The 23,378-nt window shown below is 64.0% G+C and carries 19 protein-coding genes, 1 tRNA gene and 2 rRNA genes; 8 read left to right on the plus strand and 14 right to left on the minus strand.

All coding sequences use genetic code 11. The features are described 5' to 3' along the window. The first annotated feature begins 119 nt into the window (after nt 1-119). From JG743_RS07915 to JG743_RS07930, 4 genes are all read left to right on the plus strand, one after another. Nucleotides 120-2,917: ribosomal RNA gene (locus JG743_RS07915) — 23S ribosomal RNA — on the plus strand. A 203-nt stretch (nt 2,918-3,120) separates the two neighbouring features. Next, nucleotides 3,121-3,235: ribosomal RNA gene (rrf, locus tag JG743_RS07920) — 5S ribosomal RNA — on the plus strand. 186 nt (nt 3,236-3,421) lie between these two features. Continuing rightward, nucleotides 3,422-3,498, plus strand: a tRNA-Met gene (locus JG743_RS07925). A gap of 312 nt (nt 3,499-3,810) precedes the next feature. Next, a complete protein-coding gene (locus JG743_RS07930; RefSeq protein WP_202299231.1) occupies nt 3,811-4,452 on the plus strand; it encodes a ThuA domain-containing protein in 642 nt (213 codons plus the stop codon). Between the two features lie 204 nt (nt 4,453-4,656). On the opposite strand, the gene JG743_RS07935 is transcribed toward JG743_RS07930, so the two are convergent. The 5 genes from JG743_RS07935 to JG743_RS07955 all read right to left on the minus strand — a co-directional run bounded on the left by JG743_RS07935 (nt 4,657) and on the right by JG743_RS07955 (nt 9,395). Continuing rightward, nucleotides 4,657-5,007 (minus strand): hypothetical protein, encoded by a 351-nt coding sequence (locus tag JG743_RS07935; protein ID WP_202299232.1) that lies wholly within the window; start codon nt 5,005-5,007, stop codon nt 4,657-4,659. 464 nt (nt 5,008-5,471) lie between these two features. Next, complete coding sequence (locus JG743_RS07940; RefSeq protein WP_202302504.1) at nt 5,472-5,942, minus strand: nucleoside deaminase; 471 nt, start codon at nt 5,940-5,942, stop codon at nt 5,472-5,474. Nucleotides 5,943-6,093: 151 nt separating this feature from the next. Beyond that, entirely contained in the window at nt 6,094-7,449 is a 1,356-nt protein-coding gene (locus tag JG743_RS07945; RefSeq protein WP_202299233.1) for a glutamine synthetase family protein, read from the minus strand. 303 nt (nt 7,450-7,752) lie between these two features. After that, nucleotides 7,753-8,451, minus strand: coding sequence for a GntR family transcriptional regulator (locus JG743_RS07950; protein ID WP_202299234.1), 699 nt, complete (start codon nt 8,449-8,451; stop codon nt 7,753-7,755). A 161-nt stretch (nt 8,452-8,612) separates the two neighbouring features. Further along, the gene (locus JG743_RS07955) at nt 8,613-9,395 is read right to left on the minus strand and encodes an SDR family NAD(P)-dependent oxidoreductase (protein WP_202299235.1); all 783 of its coding nucleotides are present in this window, start codon (nt 9,393-9,395) and stop codon (nt 8,613-8,615) included. A gap of 176 nt (nt 9,396-9,571) precedes the next feature. Between JG743_RS07955 and uxuA the strand changes: the two genes are divergently transcribed. Then, nucleotides 9,572-10,756 carry a mannonate dehydratase gene (uxuA, locus tag JG743_RS07960; RefSeq protein WP_202299236.1) on the plus strand — a complete coding sequence of 395 codons (1,185 nt, stop codon included), beginning with the start codon at nt 9,572-9,574 and terminating at the stop codon, nt 10,754-10,756. Nucleotides 10,757-10,824: 68 nt separating this feature from the next. Here uxuA and atzF read toward each other — a convergent pair whose 3' ends face one another. From atzF to JG743_RS08000, 8 genes are read right to left on the minus strand one after another with little or no spacing between them, the layout of a single operon-like run. Next, nucleotides 10,825-12,657, minus strand: coding sequence for an allophanate hydrolase (atzF, locus tag JG743_RS07965; RefSeq protein WP_202299237.1), 1,833 nt, complete (start codon nt 12,655-12,657; stop codon nt 10,825-10,827). Beyond that, on the minus strand, nt 12,654-13,004 hold the full coding sequence (locus JG743_RS07970) for a cupin domain-containing protein (protein ID WP_202299238.1): 351 nt from the start codon (nt 13,002-13,004) through the stop codon (nt 12,654-12,656). The genes atzF and JG743_RS07970 overlap by 4 nt, the downstream gene beginning before the upstream one ends. Continuing rightward, nucleotides 12,997-13,665: a cysteine hydrolase family protein gene (locus JG743_RS07975; RefSeq protein ID WP_202299239.1), complete on the minus strand. Its 669-nt coding sequence runs from the start codon at nt 13,663-13,665 to the stop codon at nt 12,997-12,999. Before JG743_RS07975 ends, JG743_RS07970 begins: the two co-directional genes overlap by 8 nt. After that, a complete protein-coding gene (locus JG743_RS07980) occupies nt 13,665-15,197 on the minus strand; it encodes an ABC transporter ATP-binding protein (RefSeq protein ID WP_202299240.1) in 1,533 nt (510 codons plus the stop codon). The genes JG743_RS07975 and JG743_RS07980 overlap by 1 nt, the downstream gene beginning before the upstream one ends. Before the next feature lie 10 nt (nt 15,198-15,207). Further along, complete coding sequence (biuH, locus tag JG743_RS07985; RefSeq protein WP_202299241.1) at nt 15,208-15,909, minus strand: biuret amidohydrolase; 702 nt, start codon at nt 15,907-15,909, stop codon at nt 15,208-15,210. A gap of 38 nt (nt 15,910-15,947) precedes the next feature. Then, entirely contained in the window at nt 15,948-16,874 is a 927-nt protein-coding gene (locus JG743_RS07990) for an ABC transporter permease (protein WP_202299242.1), read from the minus strand. Further along, a complete protein-coding gene (locus JG743_RS07995; protein ID WP_202299243.1) occupies nt 16,874-18,016 on the minus strand; it encodes an ABC transporter permease in 1,143 nt (380 codons plus the stop codon). Before JG743_RS07995 ends, JG743_RS07990 begins: the two co-directional genes overlap by 1 nt. Before the next feature lie 27 nt (nt 18,017-18,043). After that, entirely contained in the window at nt 18,044-19,171 is a 1,128-nt protein-coding gene (locus JG743_RS08000) for a BMP family ABC transporter substrate-binding protein (protein ID WP_202299244.1), read from the minus strand. A gap of 337 nt (nt 19,172-19,508) precedes the next feature. Here JG743_RS08000 and JG743_RS08005 point away from each other — a divergent pair, with 337 nt between their 5' ends. Continuing rightward, entirely contained in the window at nt 19,509-20,162 is a 654-nt protein-coding gene (locus JG743_RS08005; protein WP_244673179.1) for a GntR family transcriptional regulator, read from the plus strand. On the opposite strand, the gene JG743_RS08010 is transcribed toward JG743_RS08005, so the two are convergent. Continuing rightward, nucleotides 20,140-20,952, minus strand: a complete 813-nt coding sequence (locus JG743_RS08010) for a LuxR C-terminal-related transcriptional regulator (RefSeq protein ID WP_244673085.1) — start codon at nt 20,950-20,952, stop codon at nt 20,140-20,142. The two genes, JG743_RS08005 and JG743_RS08010, sit on opposite strands and share 23 nt — an antisense overlap. 112 nt (nt 20,953-21,064) lie before the next feature. Here JG743_RS08010 and JG743_RS08015 point away from each other — a divergent pair, with 112 nt between their 5' ends. Both JG743_RS08015 and JG743_RS08020 read left to right on the plus strand, forming a co-directional pair. Further along, on the plus strand, nt 21,065-22,201 hold the full coding sequence (locus JG743_RS08015) for an ABC transporter ATP-binding protein (protein WP_202299246.1): 1,137 nt from the start codon (nt 21,065-21,067) through the stop codon (nt 22,199-22,201). Next, a complete protein-coding gene (locus JG743_RS08020) occupies nt 22,182-23,345 on the plus strand; it encodes an ABC transporter substrate-binding protein (protein ID WP_202299247.1) in 1,164 nt (387 codons plus the stop codon). Before JG743_RS08015 ends, JG743_RS08020 begins: the two co-directional genes overlap by 20 nt. Nucleotides 23,346-23,378 lie beyond the last annotated feature (33 nt).

The following is a 23,378-nucleotide window of genomic DNA, read 5'->3' on the forward strand; positions in this document are numbered from 1 at the left end:
TGCACAGGATCTGGTTCGGGCGACAATCCCTTCGGGATTGCGCGGACGCTAATCCCGTAAGGGAGTGGCTGAAGCGACGATTTCTTCGAAATCGCGCGATGGGTATTGGCAATGAGAACGATCAAGTGTCTTAAGGGCAATTGGTGGATGCCTTGGCATGCACAGGCGATGAAGGACGTGATACGCTGCGATAAGCTACGGGGAGGTGCGAATACCCTTTGATCCGTAGATTTCCGAATGGGGAAACCCACCTAAGGTACTTGGAAAATCAGAGCAGCAGAGCGATCTGCTACTGTGGTTTCCAAGTATCGATAATAGGTAACTTATCCTGAATACATAGGGATAAAGTGGCGAACGCGGGGAACTGAAACATCTAAGTACCCGTAGGAAAGGACATCAACCGAGACTCCGGAAGTAGTGGCGAGCGAACCCGGACCAGGCCAGTGGCGATTGAGAGACAAGCGGAACCTTCTGGAAAGTTGGGCCATAGCGGGTGACAGCCCCGTACGCGTAATGCGATCAATCGTCCTCGAGTAAGGCGGGACACGTGAAATCCTGTCTGAAATTGGGAGGACCACCTTCCAAGCCTAAGTACTCGTGCATGACCGATAGCGAACTAGTACCGTGAGGGAAAGGTGAAAAGCACCCCGACAAGGGGAGTGAAAGAGTACCTGAAACCGATTGCCTACAAACAGTGGGAGCCCGCAAGGGTGACCACGTACCTTTTGTATAATGGGTCAGCGACTTAGTGTGACGAGCAAGCTTAAACCGATAGGTGTAGGCGCAGCGAAAGCGAGTCTGAACAGGGCGTTCAGTTCGTCGCATTAGACCCGAAACCGAGTGATCTAGCCATGAGCAGGTTGAAGGTAAGGTAACACTTACTGGAGGACCGAACCCATAACTGTTGCAATAGTTCGGGATGACTTGTGGCTAGGGGTGAAAGGCCAATCAAACTCGGAAATAGCTGGTTCTCCGCGAAATCTATTTAGGTAGAGCGTCGACCGAATACCCCAGGGGGTAGAGCACTGGATGGGCTAGGGGTCCTCACCGGATTACCAAACCTAACCAAACTCCGAATACCTGGGAGTACTAGTCGGCAGACACACGGCGGGTGCTAACGTCCGTCGTGAAAAGGGAAACAACCCTGACCTACAGCTAAGGTCCCCAAGTTATGGCTAAGTGGGAAAGGATGTGAGGATCCCAAAACAACCAGGATGTTGGCTTAGAAGCAGCCATCATTTAAAGAAAGCGTAACAGCTCACTGGTCTAAATAAGGGTCTTTGCGCCGAAAATGTAACGGGGCTAAAGCCATACACCGAAGCTTAGGGTTCGCAGTAATGCGAGCGGTAGCGGAGCGTTCTGTAAGCTGATGAAGCCGTACCCGTGAGGGGCGGTGGAGGTATCAGAAGTGCGAATGCTGACATGAGTAACGTAAGGGGAGTGAGAGACTCCCCCGCCGAAAGACCAAGGGTTCCTGCTTAAAGTTAATCTGAGCAGGGTTAGCCGGCCCCTAAGACGAGGCGGAAACGCGTAGTCGATGGGAACCACGTTAATATTCGTGGGCCTGGAGGTAGTGACGGATCGCACAAGTTGTTCAACCTTATCGGATTGGTTGGGCGGCGGAGCGGTTCCAGGAAATAGCTCCTCCTTATAGACCGTACCCGAAACCGACACTGGTGGTCTGGTAGAGTATACCAAGGCGCTTGAGAGAACTATGCTGAAGGAACTCGGCAAATTGCACGCGTAACTTCGGAAGAAGCGTGACCCTTTTCTGCGCAAGCAGAGGAGGGTGGCACAGACCAGGGGGTAGCGACTGTTTATCAAAAACACAGGGCTCTGCGAAGCCGCAAGGCGACGTATAGGGTCTGACGCCTGCCCGGTGCTGGAAGGTTAAGAGGAGGGGTGCAAGCTCTGAATCGAAGCCCCAGTAAACGGCGGCCGTAACTATAACGGTCCTAAGGTAGCGAAATTCCTTGTCGGGTAAGTTCCGACCTGCACGAATGGCGTAACGACTTCCCCGCTGTCTCCAGCATAGACTCAGTGAAATTGAATTCCCCGTGAAGATGCGGGGTTCCTGCGGTTAGACGGAAAGACCCCGTGCACCTTTACTATAGCTTTACATTGGCATTCGTAGTGGCATGTGTAGGATAGGTGGTAGGCTTTGAAGCCAGGGCGCCAGCCTTGGTGGAGCCACCCTTGAAATACCACCCTTATCTCTATGGATGTCTAACCGCGGCCCGTTATCCGGGTCCGGGACAATGTATGGTGGGTAGTTTGACTGGGGCGGTCGCCTCCTAAAGAGTAACGGAGGCGCGCGATGGTGGGCTCAGAACGGTCGGAAATCGTTCGCTGAGTGCAATGGCATAAGCCTGCCTGACTGCGAGACTGACAAGTCGAGCAGAGACGAAAGTCGGTCATAGTGATCCGGTGGTCCCGCGTGGAAGGGCCATCGCTCAACGGATAAAAGGTACGCCGGGGATAACAGGCTGATGACCCCCAAGAGTCCATATCGACGGGGTTGTTTGGCACCTCGATGTCGACTCATCGCATCCTGGGGCTGGAGCAGGTCCCAAGGGTATGGCTGTTCGCCATTTAAAGCGGTACGTGAGTTGGGTTCAGAACGTCGTGAGACAGTTCGGTCCCTATCTGCCGTGGGTGTAGGAATATTGAAAGGATCTGTCCCTAGTACGAGAGGACCGGGATGGACGGATCTCTGGTGGACCTGTTGTGGCGCCAGCCGCATAGCAGGGTAGCTATATCCGGACGGGATAACCGCTGAAGGCATCTAAGCGGGAAACCCACCTTGAAACGAGTATTCCCTGAGAACCGTGGAAGACGACCACGTTGATAGGCCGGGTGTGGAAGAGCGGCAACGCTTGAAGCTTACCGGTACTAATAGTTCGATCGGCTTGATCGTTCTCATTCCTAATACTCATCCGACAAGTCGGATGTTTTGTTCTCACTCACGCTTGTTCCGCCCTGCGGGCGGCGCTACGTGGGTGCGGCGCATCAGCGCCGACGGTCGGTCGACCTTGCGAAGCTTCGCTTCGAAAGGCGCCAGGCCAAAAGAACATCCAAGGCACAAAAAAACAGCTTCTCGAACAACGTGCGTTTCGCCGACCTGGTGGTTATGGCGGAGCGGCTGCACCCGATCCCATTCCGAACTCGGCCGTGAAACGCTCCAGCGCTGATGGTACTTCGTCTCAAGACGCGGGAGAGTAGGTCGCTGCCAGGTCTGCCAAACGCACGTTCATCTCACATCCGGATCAAGGCATCCGGATCGAGACAAATCTTCTCATTACGATAGGTCCGCCAACGGGATCCCGGGCCGCGCAAGCGGCCCTTTCATTTGGCAGCCACTTGAATCCGGTAAGCGAAAACTTACCTCTAAGGACGCAAGCTAACGCTTGCTCGTTGTTGACGCGGGGTGGAGCAGCCCGGTAGCTCGTCAGGCTCATAACCTGAAGGTCACAGGTTCAAATCCTGTCCCCGCAACCAAATACAAAAAGGCCCGCCTCGCGCGGGCCTTTTTGTATTTGGTCGTGGTGGCCGGCGATCTTAACCCGCATAAGGGGCCCGCAAGGAGGCAAAGCCGACGCCGCGGGACAAAAACCAAATCCTGTCCCCGCAACCAAACAAAAAACGGCCCGCCAGGCTCCTCGCCCGCGGGCCGTTTTCGTTTGTCGCATGGCGCTGGCTGGACAACCGCGCGCTCTTTTCATCTCGACTTGGCGGGGCTTTGCGGCGATGGTCGCCCGACCCCGCGCTGCGGCATATCCGGCCACCGGGGTAACGCATAAGGAGCGGAAGATGCGGCAGGCGCTGATCGTATGGGGCGGCTGGGAGGGCCACGAGCCGAAATTGGGGGCGCGCGCCGTCAAGGCGCTGCTTGAGGAGGAAGGTTTTGCCGTGCGCGTCGAAACCTCGACCGCGGCGTTCGGCGATCCCGCGATCGCCGATCTCAGCCTGATCGTGCCGATCTACACCATGTCCAAGCTTACCAAGGCCGAGGAATCCAATCTCACCAAGGCGATCGAGGGAGGTGTCGGCCTTGGCGGCTACCATGGCGGCATGGGCGACGCCTTTCGCGAATCGACGGACTACCAGTTCATGTGCGGCGGCCAATGGGTCGCCCACCCCGGCAACATCATCGACTACCAGGTCAATGTCGTCCGGCGCGACGATCCGATCATGAGCGGCATCGACGATTTCCCCTACCGCTCCGAGCAGTATTACATGCATGTCGACCCCTCGAACGAGGTGCTGGCGACCACCACCTTTTCCGGCGCGCATGCGCCGTGGATCGACGGCGTCGTCATGCCGGTGGTCTGGAAGCGCCGGCACGGCAAGGGGCGGGTGTTCTACTCCTCGCTCGGCCACGTGGCCGCGGAGTTCGAGGTGCCGCAGATGCGGACCATCCTGCGCCGCGGGCTGGCTTGGGCGGCGCGCTGAGTTCGGCGCGGAGATCCGGTGTCGGCCTAAGGTTTTCTATTGCCGCCGGCCCTTACGAATCATTTCGATCGAACGAGTCGCGTGTCCTTGCTCAATGACGCGCAGGCCGGCGGAACCGGCACGGCACGACCGGTCCCGCTTTCTACGTCTCGCGGTCGCGTGGGGCTGTCGCGTTTGGACGGCCTCACGCGGCTCGCAATAGCTTCATCTGACCGCAAGGCGGACATCGCCGTCGCCGCGAAGGCGATCCACGCACAGGGCGCGGAGGACGAGAGCGGCGTCGGCGTAGGTGGTCGTCCTTTCGCCGCCGGAAAGCGGCATGCCGCCGACCGTATCGAGGACATCGGCCTCGATACGCCAGGGCAGGATGTCGGTGCAGGTGCGCATGCGACCGAAGACCGAGCTGATCGGGATCATATGGCCTTCGAACTCGACTTGCGGCTCGTCCGTGCCCGGAGTCCAGGCCTGGTAGGCTTCCAGAGCCTCGTCGAAGGCGCCATGCAATTGGATCGGGGCATGGCCCTCATGCAGGGCGGGCAGCAGGCGTGTGGTCATCGGTTTCCTCCTCGATCGCGGCAGATATCCGTGCCGCCCAACGCCCCCGCGCCTTTGATGATTTGGTTGGTCTACTGCACCGGCCTGACGGTGATGGGATCTGGAACGATCTCCAGAAATGTCTGCGTCATCGTCATCTCCTGATCATACGAACACGAATGGCGAAAAGGCCAGGCACTGGAAGGGCAGTATGACTTGCTCCGACTCAAATGTCTATCAAACTTGTAGACATTCGTTAGGCGAAGCTAAGATGAGCTCAATCGCCCTGTCGCTGACCTTGTCGAGGGGCCGGCAAGCGTCAGAGCACGCTGAACCGGCATTCGACACCGCACGAAAGCTCGCTCCGTTGAAAACAAAGGCGCTGCCGCGCAGCCTGTTGCCGAGCGGTATCGGCGGAAAGCAGGTAGAATGGGGCTTCGGAGCGACGATCGTCTCGGGACGACTGTCGCCTGGCATGGTGCTCGTCAGCGCTTCCAGAAATCGCGGTGCGGTGCGAGCAACTCGTCCGCGAGTTCAGGAAAGGGGCCAAAGACCTCGATCTCTTTCTGGCCGGAGCCGAGTACGGTGCGCGAAGAAAGGCTCATCGTCGGATTCTCCGGGTGATCCCCGGTGAGCGCCAGGAGGTCGGTCTCCTCGAAGCCGTAGACCAGCCGGCCGATATTCGCCCAGTAGAGCGTGCCCGTGCACATCGCGCAGGGCTCGCCGGTCGTGACCAGCGTGCAGGTCCAGAGAAACTCCGGCCGATAGGCAGCCGCCGCGCGCCGGGCGAGCTCGGTCTCGGCATGGCGTACCGTGTCGAGATTGCCCTGCCGCATCAGCACGCGGTCGTCCGGGCCGACCAGCACCGCACCGAACGGATGATGGCCATGCGCGGCCGTTTCGCGGGCAACGGCGTCGGCGGATCGGAGGTGGGCGAACATCTGATCGCGGGTCATGGCAAATCCCATCGCGCGGCTGTTTGCGCCGAGATTGCTGCCGGGGAACGCCATTGGCAAGAGCCAACCGTCGCTTGAGCGCCCACCTTCGCGACTGCGCGAGGCGTTGGCGCTTCGCCGTGGTTCCACGCTACTCTCGGACGGGGTTACCCTAGACGCTCTCCAGGTAGGTCTCGATCTCGAAGTCGCTGACGTTGAGCGCGAAGGTGTTGAGCTCCTGGCGCTTGCAGGCGACGAAGGACTGGCGCAGCGTGGCGGGGAAGATCTCCGCCACCAGCGGCCCGCCTTCGAAGCTGGCGATGGCCGAGGCCCAATCCGGCGGCAGCTTCGCCAGCGTAAGCCCTTGTCCCTCGCCGCCGGTCGGCTCGCCGGGCGACAGCGCCCGTTCGATGCCGACGAGTGCTGCACCCAGGATTGCCGCCAGCACCAGATAGGGATTGGCGTCGGCGCCGGAAACGCGGTGCTCGATGCGGCGCGCGGCAGACGGGCCGCCCGGAATGCGGATCGCCACCATGCGGTTCTCGTAGCCCCAGGCGACCGCGGTCGGCGCGTAGGAGCGCGGCCGCAGCCGACGATAAGAATTGAAGTGCGGGGCGAACACCAGCGTGCTCTCGGCCATCGCCGCAAGCAGGCCGCCAACCGCGTGACGCATGGTGTCGGAGCCCTGGTCGCTGCCGTCATCGAAAATGTTGCGGCCGTCCTTGTCGATGACGCTGAAATGGACATGGAAGCCGTTGCCGGCGCGCTCGCCATAGGGCTTGGCCATGAAGCAGGCGGCAAAGCCGTGCTTGCGGGCGATGCCCTTGACGGTGCGCTTGAACAGCACGGCGTCGTCCGCTGCGCGCAAGGCATCGGGGACATGGTTGAGGTTGATCTCGAACTGGCCGACGCCGTTCTCGGCGATCGCGGTGTCGACGGGGATGCCCTGCATGCGGCAGGCCTCGTAGACGTCGTGGATGAAGGCCTCGAAATCGTCGATCTCGTCGATCGAGAGCGCCGCGTCGGAATCGAGGCGCCGGCCGGTGATCGGCGAGACAGGTCCGACGGGCCGCTGTGAGGTCGGGTCGACAAGGTAGAATTCGAGTTCGGTCGCGGTGACCGGCGTCAGGCCAAGGGCCGCGTAGCGGTCGAGGACGCGGGCGAGCGCGCGGCGCGGGTCGCCGAGATAGGGCGCGCCGTTTTCATCTGCGAGCCAGAGCGGCAGAAGTGCGGTCGGATGCGCCGTCCAGTCGACCGGCAGGATGCCGCGTCCCGTCCATTGGCAAAGGCCGTCGGCGTCGCCGGTCGAGAAGACCTGTGCGTTGCCTTCGATGTCCTCGCCCCAGATGTCCAGCCCGATCAGCGAATAAGGCATGCGCAGCTTGCCTTCGAGCGCCTTGCGCGCCTGCTCGACGGGTATGCGCTTGCCGCGCATGATGCCGTTGAGATCGCACACCGCAGCCCTCAGGCTCTGGATGTCCTCTCTGCTTTCAAGCCAGTTCAAAACGTCCGCAATTGCATCGCTCAATTTCCAGCCCCTGGTTGCTGAAGGTGCTGTAGCCTGACAGCTACGATATCCCTTAGTGAAGACAGTCAGTGAGTTTCGAAAAGCCTCTCCGGCGCTTGCCAGAGAAATTTTCGTCATTTTTTCAATTCACTAGCTGGGATATCGGGGGGCATTATGAAACCAAATTTCGCGATCTGCGATCGCAACATAGCTGGCTGGCGAGGGAAAGCCAAGCGGGCATTTGAGATTGCCGTCGCCGATGTCATTGCGGAACCTGTGCGCACAGGGGCGGGGGCGCGAAGGGTCGCTACCCCCGCCGCGTTCCTAATTCCGCATCTCCGGGAACCTGACCTGACCGAGGATGTGCGTGGCGCCTTCGTCGATGTCGCGCACGATAGCCGCACGGGCCCGTCCGCCGTCGCCCGCTTCGATCGCCGCGACGACTTCCTCGTGATAGTCGATGCCGAGAATACCGGCGAGGCCGTCCTCGAAGCCGACCGCCAGGTTCCTCAGAAACGGACCAACCTGCATCCACACCGTCTCGATCAGGAAGATCATCTGCTCGTTGCCGCAATAGCGGTAGATCGAGAATTTGAAATCGTGGTTCTTGCGCAGATAGTCGTCGATGTCGCCGCTGCGGGCAGCCTGGGTGAGCTCGGCGCAATGGCGGCGGATGGCGCGCAGATTGTTGCCGTTGATGAATTTGGTGGCGAGTTCGGTGGCCGTGCCTTCCAGGATCGTGCGCACGGCGGTCAATTGCTGGAAGCGCTCGGCGGAGATCAGCGGCACCTCGACGCTGCCGTTCGGCATAGGGCTCAGTGCCCTTAGCGCCTGTAGCCGCGTGAAGGCGCTGCGCACCGGCATGTCGCTGGTGCCGAGCTCTTTGGCGAGCTTGCGCGAGGTCAGCTTCTGGCCGGGCTGGAGCTGGCCCGACATCAGCGCCCGCACGAGCTCCAGATAGACTTTCTCATGCAGTGGAACGGTATCGACAGCGGTCAGCCCGAATCGTGATTTGTCGGCCATTGGCGATGCGTTGCTTCACGTGTCCTGAAATCTGCCCAGTCGCTCCGTCGGCAGCCGGGATGCGTTGCCGGCGGCCTTCGCACCACGATAGACGGTTAACGCGCGCTGCCGCAAGCGAGGTCCGGACAGTGGTCCCAACCGCTCTGTTGCCGGCGACGCCGCTATTTCACTCCAATGCCGGCCAGAAGGCCGCCATCTATCCTGTAATCGGCGCCGGTGCAGAAGCTCGCCTTGGACGAGCACAGGAAAGCGATCAGCTCGGCCACCTCCTCCGGCTCGCCGATCCGGCCTAGCGGGTGGGCTTCGCCGAAGCGCCTGAAGGCCGCCTCGATGTCGGCGTTCGGGTCGTCGCCGCCCGCGGCCCTTTCGAGGATCGGCGTGCGGACCGACCCCGGGCTGACCGAATTCACCCTGATGCCCTGGCGGGCATAATCGAGCGCCAGCGAGCGCGTCAGCGTGTGGATGGCGCCCTTGGTGGTGGCATAGGCAGCCACGTTCTCCTGGCAGGCAGTGCCTTGCACCGAAGCCACGTTGACGATGGCGCCGCCGCGGCGCTTGATCATCTCGGGAATGCCGTAGTGGGCGGTGAGATAGATGGAGCCGACATTGACGGACATCGCCCGGTTCCAGGTTTCGAAATCCGTTGTGGTAGCTGTGCCATAGGGGTGCACCGCGGCCGAGTTGACGATGACGTCCAGCCCCCCGAAACGGCCGACACCGGCGGCGATCGCCTGGGCAACCTGGTCCGGCACGGAAACGTCGACGGTCGCCACCAGGGCAGCGGCGCCGGCGTGGTCGAACTCGGCCTGCATCGCCGCATTGGCGCTTTCGTCGATGCCGAGCGCGATGATCGCCGCGCCACCCGCCGCCAGGCGCCTGGCGCTGGCCAGGCCGATCCCGGTCGTCCCTGTCACCAGGGCAACCTTGCCATCGAAATCCTTCATTGCCGAAACTCCGTGATTGTCCGCCGGGATCTGCAGGCGCGCGAGCCGTTGCGATCCTCATAATGCGCGGGATGACCAGCGACAAGAACACGTGTTCCGCCGGCCGGCGGCAGGCCGATTTGACTCCCCGTCGTGGCCGACAATAAGGTCCGGCCGGAATAGCGAAAGAGGCGATCATGGAACAATGCTGGCGCTGGTACGGTCCGGACGATCCGGTTACGCTCGACCATATCAAGCAGGCCGGCGCGACGGGCATCGTGACGGCGCTGCACAACATCTATGACGGCAGCCCCTGGCCGCTCGATGCCATCCTGGAACGCAAACGCATCATCCAGGCGACGGGGCTGACCTGGTCGGTGGTGGAAAGCATCCCCGTCCACAATTCGATCAAGATCGGCGCCGCGGAACGGCAGCGTTACGCAGGCTGGTACAAGGACACGATCCGGGCGCTGGCCAAGGCCGGCATTTCCACCATCTGCTACAATTTCATGCCCGTCGTCGACTGGACGCGCACCGATCTCATGTACCGGCTGCCGACCACCGGCTACGCCTTGCGCTTCGATGCGATCGACTTCGCCGCCTACGACGTCTTCGTGCTGAAGCGCAAGAACGCCGAAGCAAGCTACAGCCCGGCGCGTCTCAAGGAGGCGGAAGCGCGGCTGAAATCCCTGAGCGACGATCAGATCGGCAAGGTGGAACGCAACCTGATCGCCGGCCTGCCGGCCACCGAACGCAAGTACAATCGCGACACGATGCGCGAGGCGCTCGCCGACTACGACGCGATCGGCCCGGCGGAATTGCGCGCCAACCTTGCCTGGTTCCTGAACGAGATCATCCCGGTCGCCGAGGAGGTCGGGGCGCGCATGTGCATCCACCCGGACGATCCGCCCTTCTCGTTGTTCGGGCTGCCGCGGGTGCTCTCCACTGCCGCCGATGCGCGCTTCATCCTGGAGGCGGTCGACAGCCCGGCTAACGGCCTGACCTTCTGCACCGGCTCCTACGGCGTGCGCGCCGACAACGACCTGGTCGCGATGATCGGGGAATTCGCCGCAAAAATCCATTTCGCGCATCTGCGCAACGTGACGCGCGAGGCGGACGGCTCCTTCTACGAGGCAGAGCACCTGGAGGGCTCGACCGACATGGCGGCGGTCATCCTGGCGCTGATGCGGGAGGAGGCGCGCCGGCGCAAGGAGGGCCGCTCCGACTGGCGCATCCCGATGCGGCCCGACCATGGCCACCTGCTTGCCGACGACATAGGCAAGACTAGGATCAACCCCGGCTATTCGCTGATCGGCAGGCTCAAGGGCCTTGCCGAATTGCGCGGCATCATGCGCGCGGTGGAGCGGTTCGAGCTGACCTGAGGCGCACCTCCGGAGGCCGGCGGAGCTTGAATTCTCCCGTCGGTATCAGGATCCGGCCGGGCCCTCGTTCATCTGGAGGGAACGCTTTCCGGTTGCCGGCGCGCCTCGTGGGCCCTGGCGACAAAATTGCGCCAGCCGCCATAGGCCGAGATATCCGTCGCAGCCAGCAGGCCGGCGGTCTCGGCCAGGAAGCCCTTCGCCGACGTGCCATCGTCGAGATCGATCGTGCCAATGCCGAGCGGTGGCGGGATGGCGGCGACGAAACGGCCGAAGGCATCGGCGCAAAGCCGCCAGACCTCGACCTCGATCGCCGTGCCGCCGCTGCCGACCCGGATAAGCCCCGGCTTGGGCGTCGCCTGGCCGGCAAGCTCATAGAGCTTGTAGGAGGGGGTCGTCCGCGTCGCCCTGCAGAAGCGAGCGCCGGCGTCCTTGAGCTGGCCATTGAGCGGCATTCCCGAAAGATGCGCGCCGACAACCACCAGCTCGATCGTGCCGTCCTTGGCCGACACGCTCGCCGGTTGCGCGCTAGGCTGCCGCCATCCGGTCGCGCCGAGAGCTAGGCCGCTCGCGGCATGGAGGTCGCGCGCGGTCGCCGCGACGAGGCCGTCCCTTCCGGCGGACGCGAGCACGGTGACGCTCATCGGCAGGCCATCGGCGCGTGTGCCGGTCGGCACGGCGATGCCGCACATGTCGAGCAGGTTGACGAAATTGGTGTAGGTGCCCAACCGGCTGTTGGTGGCGATCGGATCGGCAAGCACGGCATCGAGCGTGTAATGGGTTGGCGCGGTCGGCACGCAGAACAGGTCGACGGAGGCGATGACCGGGGCGAGCCGCGCCTTGTAGGCCTGCAGGGCATAGAGCCCGCGGAAGGCGTCGGCGGCCGACAGGTTTCTGGCGCCGCCGATGATCTTGCGCGTTACCGGATGGAGCGCCGCTTCGTTCGCCTCGAAGAAATCGCGGATCGCGGCATAGCGCTCCGCCACCCAGGCGCCTTCGTAGAGCAGATCGGCGGTGGCGTAGAAGTCGCCGAATGGAATCTCGACGAGCCGGCAGCCTAGCCGCGACAGCAAGGCCAGCGACGCCTCGAAACCGGCCTGCATTGCCGCATCGCCGAAGAATTTCCGGTCGGCTTTTGCCGGGATACCGACGTTCAGCGCCGGCGGGCGCGGCGCGAGCGATTGGACGGCGATGTCACGCGAATAGGGATCGGCCGCATCGCGCGCGGCGGCGACGGAGAATACAGCGTAGGCATCGTCGACGGTCAGCGCGAAGACCGAGACGCAGTCGAGGGTCCGGCAGGCCGGCACCACGCCGGTCGTCGACAGCGCGCCGACGGTCGGCTTCAGCCCGACAATGCTGTTGAGGCCGGCCGGGATGCGCCCCGAGCCAGCGGTATCGGTGCCCAGCGCGAAGGAGACGATACCGCGCGCCGTCGCCACCGCCGAGCCGGAGGAGGAGCCGCCCGGCACCAGTTTCGGCTCGATCGCATTGCGAGGGATCGGCCATGGCGTGCGCGCGCCGACGAGGCCGGTGGCGAACTGGTCGAGATTGGTCTTGCCGACGACCAGGGCGCCCGCGGCCTTCAGCCTCGCCACCACGGTGGCGTCGCTCACGGGCGTGTAGGAAAATTCGGCGCAGGCGGCCGTGGTCGGCATGCCGGCGACGTCGATATTGTCCTTGACGGCGAAGGGGACGCCCCAGAGCGGCCTTGCCACGGGGTCGAACGGACCCAGCGCCTCGGCCTCGGCCAGCATCTCGGCCCGCGTCGAAAGGTGGATGAAGATGCCGGGATCGTCCGCCGCCGCGATGCGGGCCAGTACCGTATCGATCACCTCGGCGATGCCGGTGCCGCTTTGGTAGGCCGCGTGCAGGCTGCCAATGTCGAAGTGGATGTCACTCATCTCGTCTCCCCCAGGATGATCACCGGCAGGTCCCACTGGATCAGCACGACACAGCCCTCCTTCGTCCACACCGAATGCTCGGTACCGACCGGATTGAGGACCACGCTGCCCGCCGGATAGTCGCCGTTCTCGTCGCTCTGTGTGCCTTCCAGCACAATGATGGTTTCCAGCCCGGCATGGCGGTGCCGCGGCACGCCGGCGCCCGGTTGGTATTTGAGGACCGCGACGGACGGTTCGACCGGTCCGCCCCTGAGCAGCCAGTGCACGCCGATGCCGTCGCGGAAAGGCTCGAACGCCAGATCGCGCCAGCCGCCATCAAGCAGGCCGGCAAAACTCAGATTAGGCATTCGCAATTCCCTTGAGCACCTGATCGGTCGTCGCCGTCCAGCCGACGATCGCGCCTTGCGCCCTGATCATCGCCAGGGCGGCCGCCTTGAATTCGGGAAAGTAGCTTTCCGTGGCGTCCTCGGCGACGAGGCACTCGTAGCCGCGGTCGTTGGCCTCGCGCATCGTCGTCTGGACGCAGACCTCGGTTGTCACGCCGGCGAACACCAGCTGGCGGGCGCCGATCCGTTTCAGCTCGTCGCCGAGGGTAGTCGCATAGAAGGCGCCCTTGCCGGGCTTCTCGATGACGATCTCACCAGGCAGCGGCGCGAGCTCGTCGAGGATCGCTGTGCCGGGCTCGCCCGCGATCAGCACGCGCCCCATCGGACCGATATCGCCGATGCGGATCGACGGGTTGCCGCGGTCGCGCTTGGCGGGCGGCAGGTCCGACAGGTCGGGCCTGTGGCACTCCATGGTATGGATCACCGGCAGGCGGGCGGCGCGGAAGCCTTCGATCAGCCGCTTCACCGTCGGCACGATCGCCACCACCCGACTGACGTCGTTGCCGAGGCTGGCGCCGAAGCCGCCCTGCTCGGCGAAGTCGCGCTGCATGTCGATGACGACGAGCGCCGTCGTCTCGGTCTTGAAGGCAAAGGCGAAGGGCTGCGCTGCGATTTCCGCCATCAGTGATGCCCCGCCATGTGCTCGCCGATCGTCTGCACGCTCGCCTGGGCGATCGGCGTCTCGTAGACGAGCGCGCCGTCGGACATGACGAGGATGCGGTCGGAAAGCTCCAGCAGCTCGTCGAGGTCCTCCGACATCAGCAGCACGGCAGCGCCGGCATTGCGCGCCTTCATGATGCGGGCGCGGATTTCGGCGACGGCGGAAAAGTCGAGGCCGAAGCAGGGGTTGGAAACGATCAGCAGGTCGACCTCGCCCGTCAGCTCGCGGGCGAGCACCGCGCGCTGCACGTTGCCGCCCGACAGCGAGGCGATCGGCGAGGAGAGCGATGCCGTCTTGACCTTGAACTGCTCGACAAGCCGGGCGCTGAAAGTCTTGATGGCGCCGGCGCTGATCCAGCTCACCGGCCTGCCGCTGCCGTCGACGTCGAAGGTGCGAAAGGCGATGTTTTCGGCCACCGTCATCCTTGGCGCGCAGGCATTCTTCAGCGGCTCCTCCGGGATCAGCCGCACATTGAGCGCGCGAGCCTCGGCGCGCGTCGCCGCATAGGCCGTGCCGCGCACCATGACTTCGCCCTGATCGCGGGCGCGCTGGCCGGCCAGCACCTCCAGGAATTCCTTCTGGCCATTGCCGGAGATGCCGGCGATGCCGACGATCTCGCCGGAGCGCACGCCGAGATCAGCGATGTCGATCGACTTGAGGCCGGTGCGGTCGGGCGCCTTCAGCGCCTTGACCTTGAGCACGATCTCGGCGTCCAGCTTCGGCTCGACGCGGCTGTCGAGGGCGGCGATCGGCTGGTCGCCGATCATCATCGCCGCCATCTCTCTGTGAGTAAGGGCGGAGACCTTGCCGGTTCCGGTGGGCCTGCCCTTGCGCAGCACCGTGATGTCGTCGGCGAAGGCCGTGACCTCATGGAATTTGTGGGAAATCATCAGCACGGTGAGATCTCCGGCCTTGGTCATGCCGCGCACCAGGCCAAGCACTTCCTGCGCCTCGCCGGGGGTGAGCACGGATGTCGGCTCGTCCAGCACCAGGAAGGAGCGGCCAAGATAGAGCTGCTTGATGATCTCAAGCTTCTGTTTCTCGCCGGCGGCGAGCTCGGCCACCTTGACGTCGAGCGGCAGCTTGAAGGGCATGCGTTCCATGAATTGGGCGAGCGCGCCGCGCTCCTTGCGCCAGTCGATCACGCCGGGCACCTTTTCGCGCGAGATGACCAGGTTCTCGGCGCCAGTCAACGAAGGCACCAGCGTGAAATGCTGATAGACCATGCCGAGGCCGAGCGCCGAGGCATCCCTGGGGCTGGCGACCGCGACCTCGCGTCCGTCGACCAGCATGTCGCCGGAGGTCGGGTGATAGAAACCCATCATGCATTTGACCAGCGTCGACTTGCCGGCGCCGTTCTCGCCGAGCAAAGCGTGGAAGGAACCGGCCGGCACCTTGATCGAGACGTCGTCGAGCGCCGTGAAGGCGCCGAAGCGCATGGTCATGCCGATGGTCTCGACGCCGATCGCTTTCCGATGGGGAGTTCCGCTCATCGCCGGTTCCTCATGGCAACTGGGCGACGAGCGCGGCGGAATTCGACACCGCGCCGAACACGCCGCCCTGCATCTTGATCATCTTGATCGCCGCCAGATGGTTGCCGTAGTCGGTCGCTCCGCAGCAATCCTCCAGCATCACGCATTCGAAGCCGCGGTCGTTGGCCTCGCGCATGGTGGTGTGCACGCAGACATCGGTGGTGATGCCGGTGAGCACGATGTTTGCGATGCCGCGCTGGTTGAGGATAAGCTCGAGGTCGGTGGCGCAGAACGAGCCCTTGCCGGGCTTGTCGATGATCGGCTCGCCCTCGGCCGGATAGAGGTCGGGGATGATGTCCCAGCCCGGCTCGCCGCGCACCAGGATGCGTCCGCACGGACCTGGGTCGCCGATGCCGGCATTGATGCGGCGCGAGCGCCAGCGCTTGTTGGCCGGCAGGTCGGCGAGGTCGGGGCGATGGCCCTCGCGCGTGTGGATGATGGTGTAGCCCTTGGCGCGCATGGCCGACAGCACCGACTTGATCGGCTCGATCGGCGCCCTGACCAGCGACAGGTCGTAGCCCATGTGGTCAACATAGCCGCCCGGCCCGCAGAAATCGGTCTGCATGTCGATGATGATCAGCGCCGTGTTGTCCGGCCTGAGCTCGCCATTGTAGGGCCAGGGATAGGGATCGGCGTCGATGTAGCGCTGGGTGATCTCGGCTCTGGCGTTCATGGCAAAAACTCCGGTCTCGCGAGCGGTTCCTGGGAGGGTCACTTGGTGATCGACAGTTCGCCGGGCGCGCCGGCGAGCGTCCGGCTCGGCGACGAGGTGGCGATCATGATGATGAGGGTGAGGATGTAGGGCGCAGCGTAGAACAGGTAGTAGCCCTGCGTGACGCCGACCGACTGCAGCGCCGGACCGAGAGCGCCGGCACCGCCGAACAGGAGCGCGGCGGCAAAGCAGCCGAGCGGGTTCCAGCGCGCGAAGATGACCAGCGCCACCGCCATCAGCCCCTGGCCGGACGAGATGCGCTCGGTCCAGCTGCCGGGATAGTAGAGCGACAGATAGGCGCCGCCGATGCCGGCCAGCGCGCCGCCGACGCCGGTGGCGAGGAGGCGCACCGTGTTGGGGTTGAGACCCATGGCGCGCGCGGCATCGGCGCTGTCGCCGACCACGCGCACGATCAGGCCGACACGGGTGTTGCGGAAGGCCCACCAGAGGAAGACGGCAAGGGCGGCGCCGATCAGGAACAGCACGTTGACATTGAGCGCCGCCTGCACCTGCGGGATGTTCGACCAGGCGCCGAAGGGGATCGCCGGCAGGTCGGGCGCCGAGGGCTGGATGAAGGGCTTGCCGAAGAAGAAGGCGAGGCCGGTGCCGAACAGCATCAGGGCGATGCCGATGGCGATGTCGTTGACCTTCGGGAATTTGCAGATCCAGCCATGGAAGAGGCCGAAGGAGAGGCCGGCGATTGCCGCGGCAAAAAGGCCAGGCCATGGCGAGCCGGTCATCACCGCCACCGCGTAGGCGCTCATGGCGCCGAACACCAGCGTGCCCTCGAGACCGAGATTGATGCGGCCGGAGCGCTCGGTGATGGCCTCGCCAAGCGAGACGAAGATGAAGGGAGTGGAGACGCGGATGGCGCCGCCCAGCATGGCGAGCGGCACGCCCCAGAGGCCGATGTCGGTCGTTTCCATCAGGTGGTCCCCTTCAAGGAATCGGGCCTCTGCCAGAGGTCCGGGTTGAAGAGCTTGAAGCGGCCGTAGAAGGTCTCGCTGAACAGGATGACGATGAAGAGCATGCCCTGCAGCACCAGCACGGTCGCGTCGGGCAGGTCCATGCGGCGCTGGATCAGGCCGCCGGAGGCGTCGATGCCGCCAAGCAGGATGGCGACCGGGATGATGGCCAGCGGATTGTGGCGGGCCAGGAAGGCGACGAGGATGCCGGTGTAGCCGTAGCCGGCGGCAAGCGAGCCGTTGGCGCTGCCTTGCACGGCCGCGACCTCCAGCATGCCGGCAAGGCCGGCGAAACTGCCGGCCAGCGCGGTAAACCCGACGATCAGCGGCCCGACCGCAAGCCCCTGCACCTGCGCTGCCCTGACATTGCCGCCGGCGATGCGGGCGGCAAAGCCCCAGCGGGTCTTTTCGATCAGCAGCCAGGAGAGCACGCAGGCGAGGATGCCGACGACGAGGCCCCAATGCACCTCCATGCCCGGAATGTTGCCGATCCGGTAGATGTCGGCCAGCGGCTGGGTCGAGGGCTTGTTGAGCGAGGCCGGATCGCGCAGCGGTCCTTCCACCAGATGATTCATCAGGGCGATGGCGATGTAGGCCATCAGCAGGCTGGAGATGGTTTCGTTGACGGCGCGATAATGGCGGAGCGCGCCGACGGCACCAATCCAGATGCCGCCGGCGGCCATGCCCCCCACGCCCATGAGAGGGATGACGAGAAAAGACGATGCGCCGTTCAACGCCACGCCGACGGCGGCAGCGGCGACGCCGCCGAACACGATCGCGCCCTCGCCGCCGATGACGACCAGGCCGAGGCGCGCGGGCAGCGCCACGCAGAGCGCCGCAAGCAGGAGCGGAGCGCCGCGCGACAGAGAGTTCTGGATCGAGAACCAGGAACCAAAGCCGCCCCGCCACATGGTCTCGTAGAGCTGGACAGGCGACTTGCCGACCAGCGCCACGAACAGGCTGAACAGCACCATGCCGACGAACAGCGCCGCGAGCGGAATGACAAACGCCTCAGCCCGCCTGGCGGTCCATTCGAGCGCCGCCCGATATCTCCTGGCGCCGAGAATGGCCGGCATGTCGGCGCTGCTCACCGTGTCCGTCATCGTCCCGTCTCCCTCAGCCGGACCGGATCAAGCGGTCGAGCCGACGACGCCCTCGACCAGATAGTCCATGCTTTCGAGCTCGATGGCGGTCTCGACGAAGGCCTGTCCGTCGGTGGCGACGACGACGCCCTTGTTGCTCTTCAGCGGGCCCTTGATGACGGAGAAGCCGCCCTTCATCATTTCGGCCAGGGTGGCGTCGAATTGCTTGCGGGCCGCTTCGCCGACAGCGGGGCCGAGCGGGCTCATCTTGACGAAGCCGTCGGCCAGGCCGCCGCGCGTGAAATTGGGCAGCGGCGTGCCAGCGACGAGGTCGTCTACGAACATCTTGTAGACCTTGGCCCAGTTCCATTCCGCGCCGGTCAGGTATTTCTCCGGCGCCAGCGGGCTCTGGTTGGCGTGATAGCCGCAGACAAAGGCGCCGCGGCCGGCGGCCGTCTCGACCACCACCTTCGGGCTGTCGACATGGCAGGTGATGACGTCGGCGCCCTGGTCGACCAGCGCGTTGGTGGCCTCGGCCTCCTTGACCGCCAGCGACCATTCGCCGGTGAAGATCACCTGGCAGGTGATCGTCGGATCGACAGAGCGGGCGCCGAGCAGGAAGGAATTGATGTTGAGCAGGACCTGCGGGATCGGCTTGGCGGCTACGAAGCCCAGCTTCTTCGACTTGGAAGTGTGACCGGCGACGACGCCGTTCAGGTATTGGCCCATGCCGATATAGCCGAAATAGGAACCGGCGTTCATCGGGTGCTTGTCCTTGTTCCACATGCCGCCGCAATGGCGGAACTGCACGTCTGGGAACTTCGCGCATATGGCGAGCATATGCGGATCGAAATAGCCGAAGGAGGTCGGGAAGATCAGCGAGGCGCCGTCGAGGTTGATCATCGATTCCATCGTCTTCTGGACGTCGACCGTCTCGGGAACGTTCTCTTCCTCGACGACGGAAATGCCTTCGATGCTCTTCAGCGTGGCGGCGCCTTCGGCATGCGCCTGGTTGTAGCCGTAGTCGTCCTTCGGGCCGACATAGATGAAGCCGACCGTCGCCGAGGCGGCGAGCGCCCTGCGGATCGGAAAGGCCGCCGAGGCCAGACCGAGCGCCGCTCCGGCGGCGGAGGTCCTGAGCAGATCGCGGCGGCTAAGCATGAATCTCTCGGTCATATCGAATGCTCCCCTTTTTGGACCCGATCCCGGGTCGGTTGATGTTCTCTGGAAAAGTGCATGCAATCACTGTGCCAGTTTCAAAGCTTGGTTTTTTGTAATAAAATCAATGAACGACTTTAGAAGCCCTGCATAAAGGCGCGGCAAGTGCATGCACTTTCTGCCCGATAAATGACCAATTTGACAGAGAGGTCAAAATATAGGCATACAAGTGCAGCCTTGAGTCGAAATTCAGCCCGTGAGCCGTCCACCTCGCGGGCCTGCCTGCAACAAACTGGACGGAGGAGACGTGTCGGCAAAGCGCAGCTTGATCAGGTCGGGCACGACCGTGGATCAGATGGTGAGGGCGATCGCGGACCGCATCGTCACCGGCTATCTGCGCCCCGGCGAGAGGCTAGACGAGGGCTCGCTCGCCGCCCGCTTCGACGTCTCGCGCACGCCGGTCCGCGAGGCGCTCGGCCATCTCAGCGCCATGGGGCTGGTCGAGAGGCGGCCCAACCGCGGCGCCATCGTCGCCGTGGTGACGCAGGAGCATCTCGCCTCGATGTTCGAAAGCATGGCCGAGCTGGAAGCGATCTGCGCGCGCTTCTCGGCCGAGCGCATGACCGGCAGCGAGCGCCGGGCGCTCGAGATGGAACATCAGGCTTCGGCGCGCCTGGTACAGCTCGGCGCCGAGGAGGACTACGAGTATTTCAACACCGAGTTCCACAGCCGGCTTTACCGTGGCGCCCACAGCGCGCATATCCAGGACCTGACCGTGACGACCCGCAGCCGGCTGGCGCCGTTCCGGCGCGCGCAGTTCATGCTGCCCGGCCGGCTGGCCAAATCCTGGCAGGAACACGACCTGATCGTCACCGCGATCATGCGCGGCGACGGCGCGGCGGCGGGCAAGGCCGCCAGGGACCATGTCTCGATCGTCAGCGAGGCGAGCGCGGTGTTCGCGGCCGCAGAGCCGGCTGCTCCCGCGCTCAGCCGATCTGCGCGTCAATGATCTCGACGAAGCGGGCGAACAGGCCGGCCTGCGACTTGATCTTGAGCTTGCGATAGATGTTGCGGCGGTGGACCTTGACGGTTCCCGGCACGATCCTGAGCGCCCGGGCGATCGATTCCGTCGAGTGACCCTGAAGCACGAGGTCGACGACCTGCTTCTCGCGTGAGGTGAGAGACAGGCTCTTCCAGATATGCGCGCGGTCGAATTCGCTGGCGATCGCCACCGCCTCGCCGCGTGGCGAGGCGGCCGGCGCGTCGACCGGCAGGTTCGGCCAGCGCAGCCTGACCAGGCTGATCACCGCCGGCGCCATGTCGCGCAGCAGCCTGGCGTCGGCGGTCCCGAACGGCCCCGAGGCGCGAAGGCGCATCAGCGAGAGCACCACCGCATCCTTGCCCGGCAGCGCAACGAAGAAGCCGACCTCCTCGGCGAGCTTCGTCTGGGTGTAGTAGGAGCGGTAATACTCGCTGGCATAGAAGCGGTCCGGTGCGAGCTCGCGCATGCGCCAGAAACCCTCCTTGCGCTCGACCGCCGCGTGATGGAATGGGTCGAGCAAGTACGGCCCCTCCTGATAGAGCGCGACGAAGACGTGGCTTTCTGCCGGAGAGAATGTCTCGAACAGCAGCGGCGGGCGCGCGGCGCCGCGATAGCCGAAGATGACGCAATGATCGAAACCGACATGACCGCGCAGCCAGCCGACCATGGCGCGGCCGAAATGATCGCCGCTTGGTTCCCGCGTCGCGGCGATGACGGTGCCGAGCCCGTTGTAGTCATCGCTGCGGGAAACGGCCAATTCATACCCCTCTAAACGATAAAATAGGCTAAATATACCACCTGCGAGGTATATACTAGCCGGCATTGGCTCTGGTAGCGTTTCGAAATCAACTCGTCCTGGAGCCCCGCCTTTGACTGCAGTGCCCGATATCGAGTTTCGCGCGGTCACCAAACGCTATGGCGCGGTCACGGCGGTGAGCGGCATCGACCTCGCCATTCCGCCGTCAGCCTTCGTTGCCTTGCTGGGTCCCTCCGGATGCGGCAAGACGACTTGCCTGCGCATGATCGGCGGCTTCGAGCAGCCGAGCGAGGGCCAGGTGTTGATCCGCGGCCGCGACATGGCCGGCACGCCGCCCTACCGGCGGCCTGTCAACATGGTGTTCCAGCAATACGCTCTGTTTCCGCATCTCGATGTCGAGGACAACATTTCCTACGGGCTGCGCCAGGCGAGGCCGAGGCTGTCGTCGCGCGAGATCGCCTCGAGGGCCGGCGAGGCGCTCGCCATGGTGCGGCTCTCCGGCTATGGCCGCCGCAAGATCCACGAGCTTTCCGGCGGCCAGCAGCAACGGGTCGCGCTGGCGCGCGCGCTGGTCAACAAGCCGGCGGTGCTTCTGCTCGACGAGCCGCTCGCCGCGCTCGACAAGAAGCTGCGCACCGACATGCAGATCGAGCTGCAGAACCTGCAGCGCGAGATCGGCATCACCTTCGTGCTGGTCACGCACGACCAGGAGGAGGCGCTGTCGATGAGCGACCTCGTTTGCGTCATGAATGGCGGGCGCATCGTCCAGCTCGGACAGCCGAACGAGATCTATGACGAGCCGGCCGATCTGTTCGTCGCCGATTTCGTCGGCAAGACCAATCTGTTGAGCGGGACCGTGGCAGGGCTGTCGGGCGAGCTTGTCGATGTGGCACTTGCCGACGGCACGGTGATCGCCGCGCGCAAGCGGGTGCCGCTCAGCCGGGGCGAGGCCGTGTCGGTGTCGCTGCGTCCCGAAACACTCAGCCTCGGCCCGGCCGGAAACGGCAGCCTGAAGGGCATCGTGCGCAACCGCATCTTCCTGGGCTCTACCGCCGAATATGCCGTCGAGGTCCAGGGCATCGGGTCACTGCTCGCCAAGGCCGATCACCAGGTCGGCCAGGGCAACCTCTTCAAGCCGGGCGAACCCGTCGCCATCGGCTTTGCCGCCGGGGCGCCGCTGGCGTTTCCGCACCCTAAGAACAACGGGACCAACCAGAGGGAAAGCAACCATGTCGAAATCCTATCGTGACGGACTGCCGATAAGCCCCGAGAAATTCGTCGACCAACTGATGCGCCTGAAGCGCGGCTCGATCGGCCGGCGCGAATTCCTCGGCCTCACCGGCCTTGGCGTCGCCACCGCGGTGATGGCGCGCGAGCTCGGCATCATGCCGACGCCGGCCTACGCCGCGGAAAACCTCGGCGACCGCATGTCGATCGCCACCTGGCCGAACTATCACGACCCGGCGACGTTCGAGAGCTTCAAGGCCGAGACCGGCGTCGCCGTCGAGGTCAACGTCTTCGGCTCGAACGAGGAGATGCTGGCCAAGCTGCAGGCCGGCGCTTCCGGCTGGAGCCTGTTCGTGCCGACCAACTACACGATCTCGACCTACAAGAAGCTCGGCATCATCGAGGCGCTCGACATGGCCAAGCTCGGCAATTTCGACGGCACCCAGGAAGACCCGCGCTTCACTTCGGAAGGCACGATCGACGGGACGATCTATGCCGTGCCGAAGAACTGGGGCACGACCGGGTTTTCCGTCAACACCAAGAAGCTGACCAAGCCGATGTCGAGCTGGAAAGAATTCTGGGACACCGCCATGGCCGAAGGCGACGGCCGCACTATGGTGCATGACTATCAGCTGACCACGATCGGCAATGCGCTGAAATATTACGGCTACTCGTTCAATTCGCTGAAGCAGGACGAACTCGCCAAGGCCGAAGAATTGCTGCTCAAGGTCAAGCCGCATCTGTTCGCGGTGTCGAGCGACTATCAGCCGTCGATGCGCGCCGGCGATGCCTGGATGACGATGTGCTGGACCAATGACGGGGCGCAGCTCAATCGCGACATCCCCGAGATCGCCTATGTGCTCGGCAAGGAGGGCGGCGAGATCTGGACCGACTTCTACGCCATCCCGAAGGATGCGCCGAACAAGCCGGCCGGCTACGCGCTGCTCAACTACCTGATGAACCCGAAGGTGGCGGTGAAGGAGCATCTGGCCAACGGCGCGCCCTCGATCGATGCGCGCGTCAACGCGCTGCTGCCCAAGGAGGTGCTGGACAATCCGATCCTCTACCCGGCGGCGGACCTGTTGAAGCCGCTGGAGTTCGGGGCGGCCGCGACGCTGACCGATCCGGGGCGCGCCGAACTGATGGCCCGCTTCAAGTCGGCTTGAGCGGCTCCGGCCACAAACACGATCCAGGCAACG

Origin of the sequence: Mesorhizobium sp. 131-2-1, assembly GCF_016756535.1 — a bacterium.
In the GTDB taxonomy this organism is placed as follows: Bacteria; Pseudomonadota; Alphaproteobacteria; order Rhizobiales; family Rhizobiaceae; genus Mesorhizobium.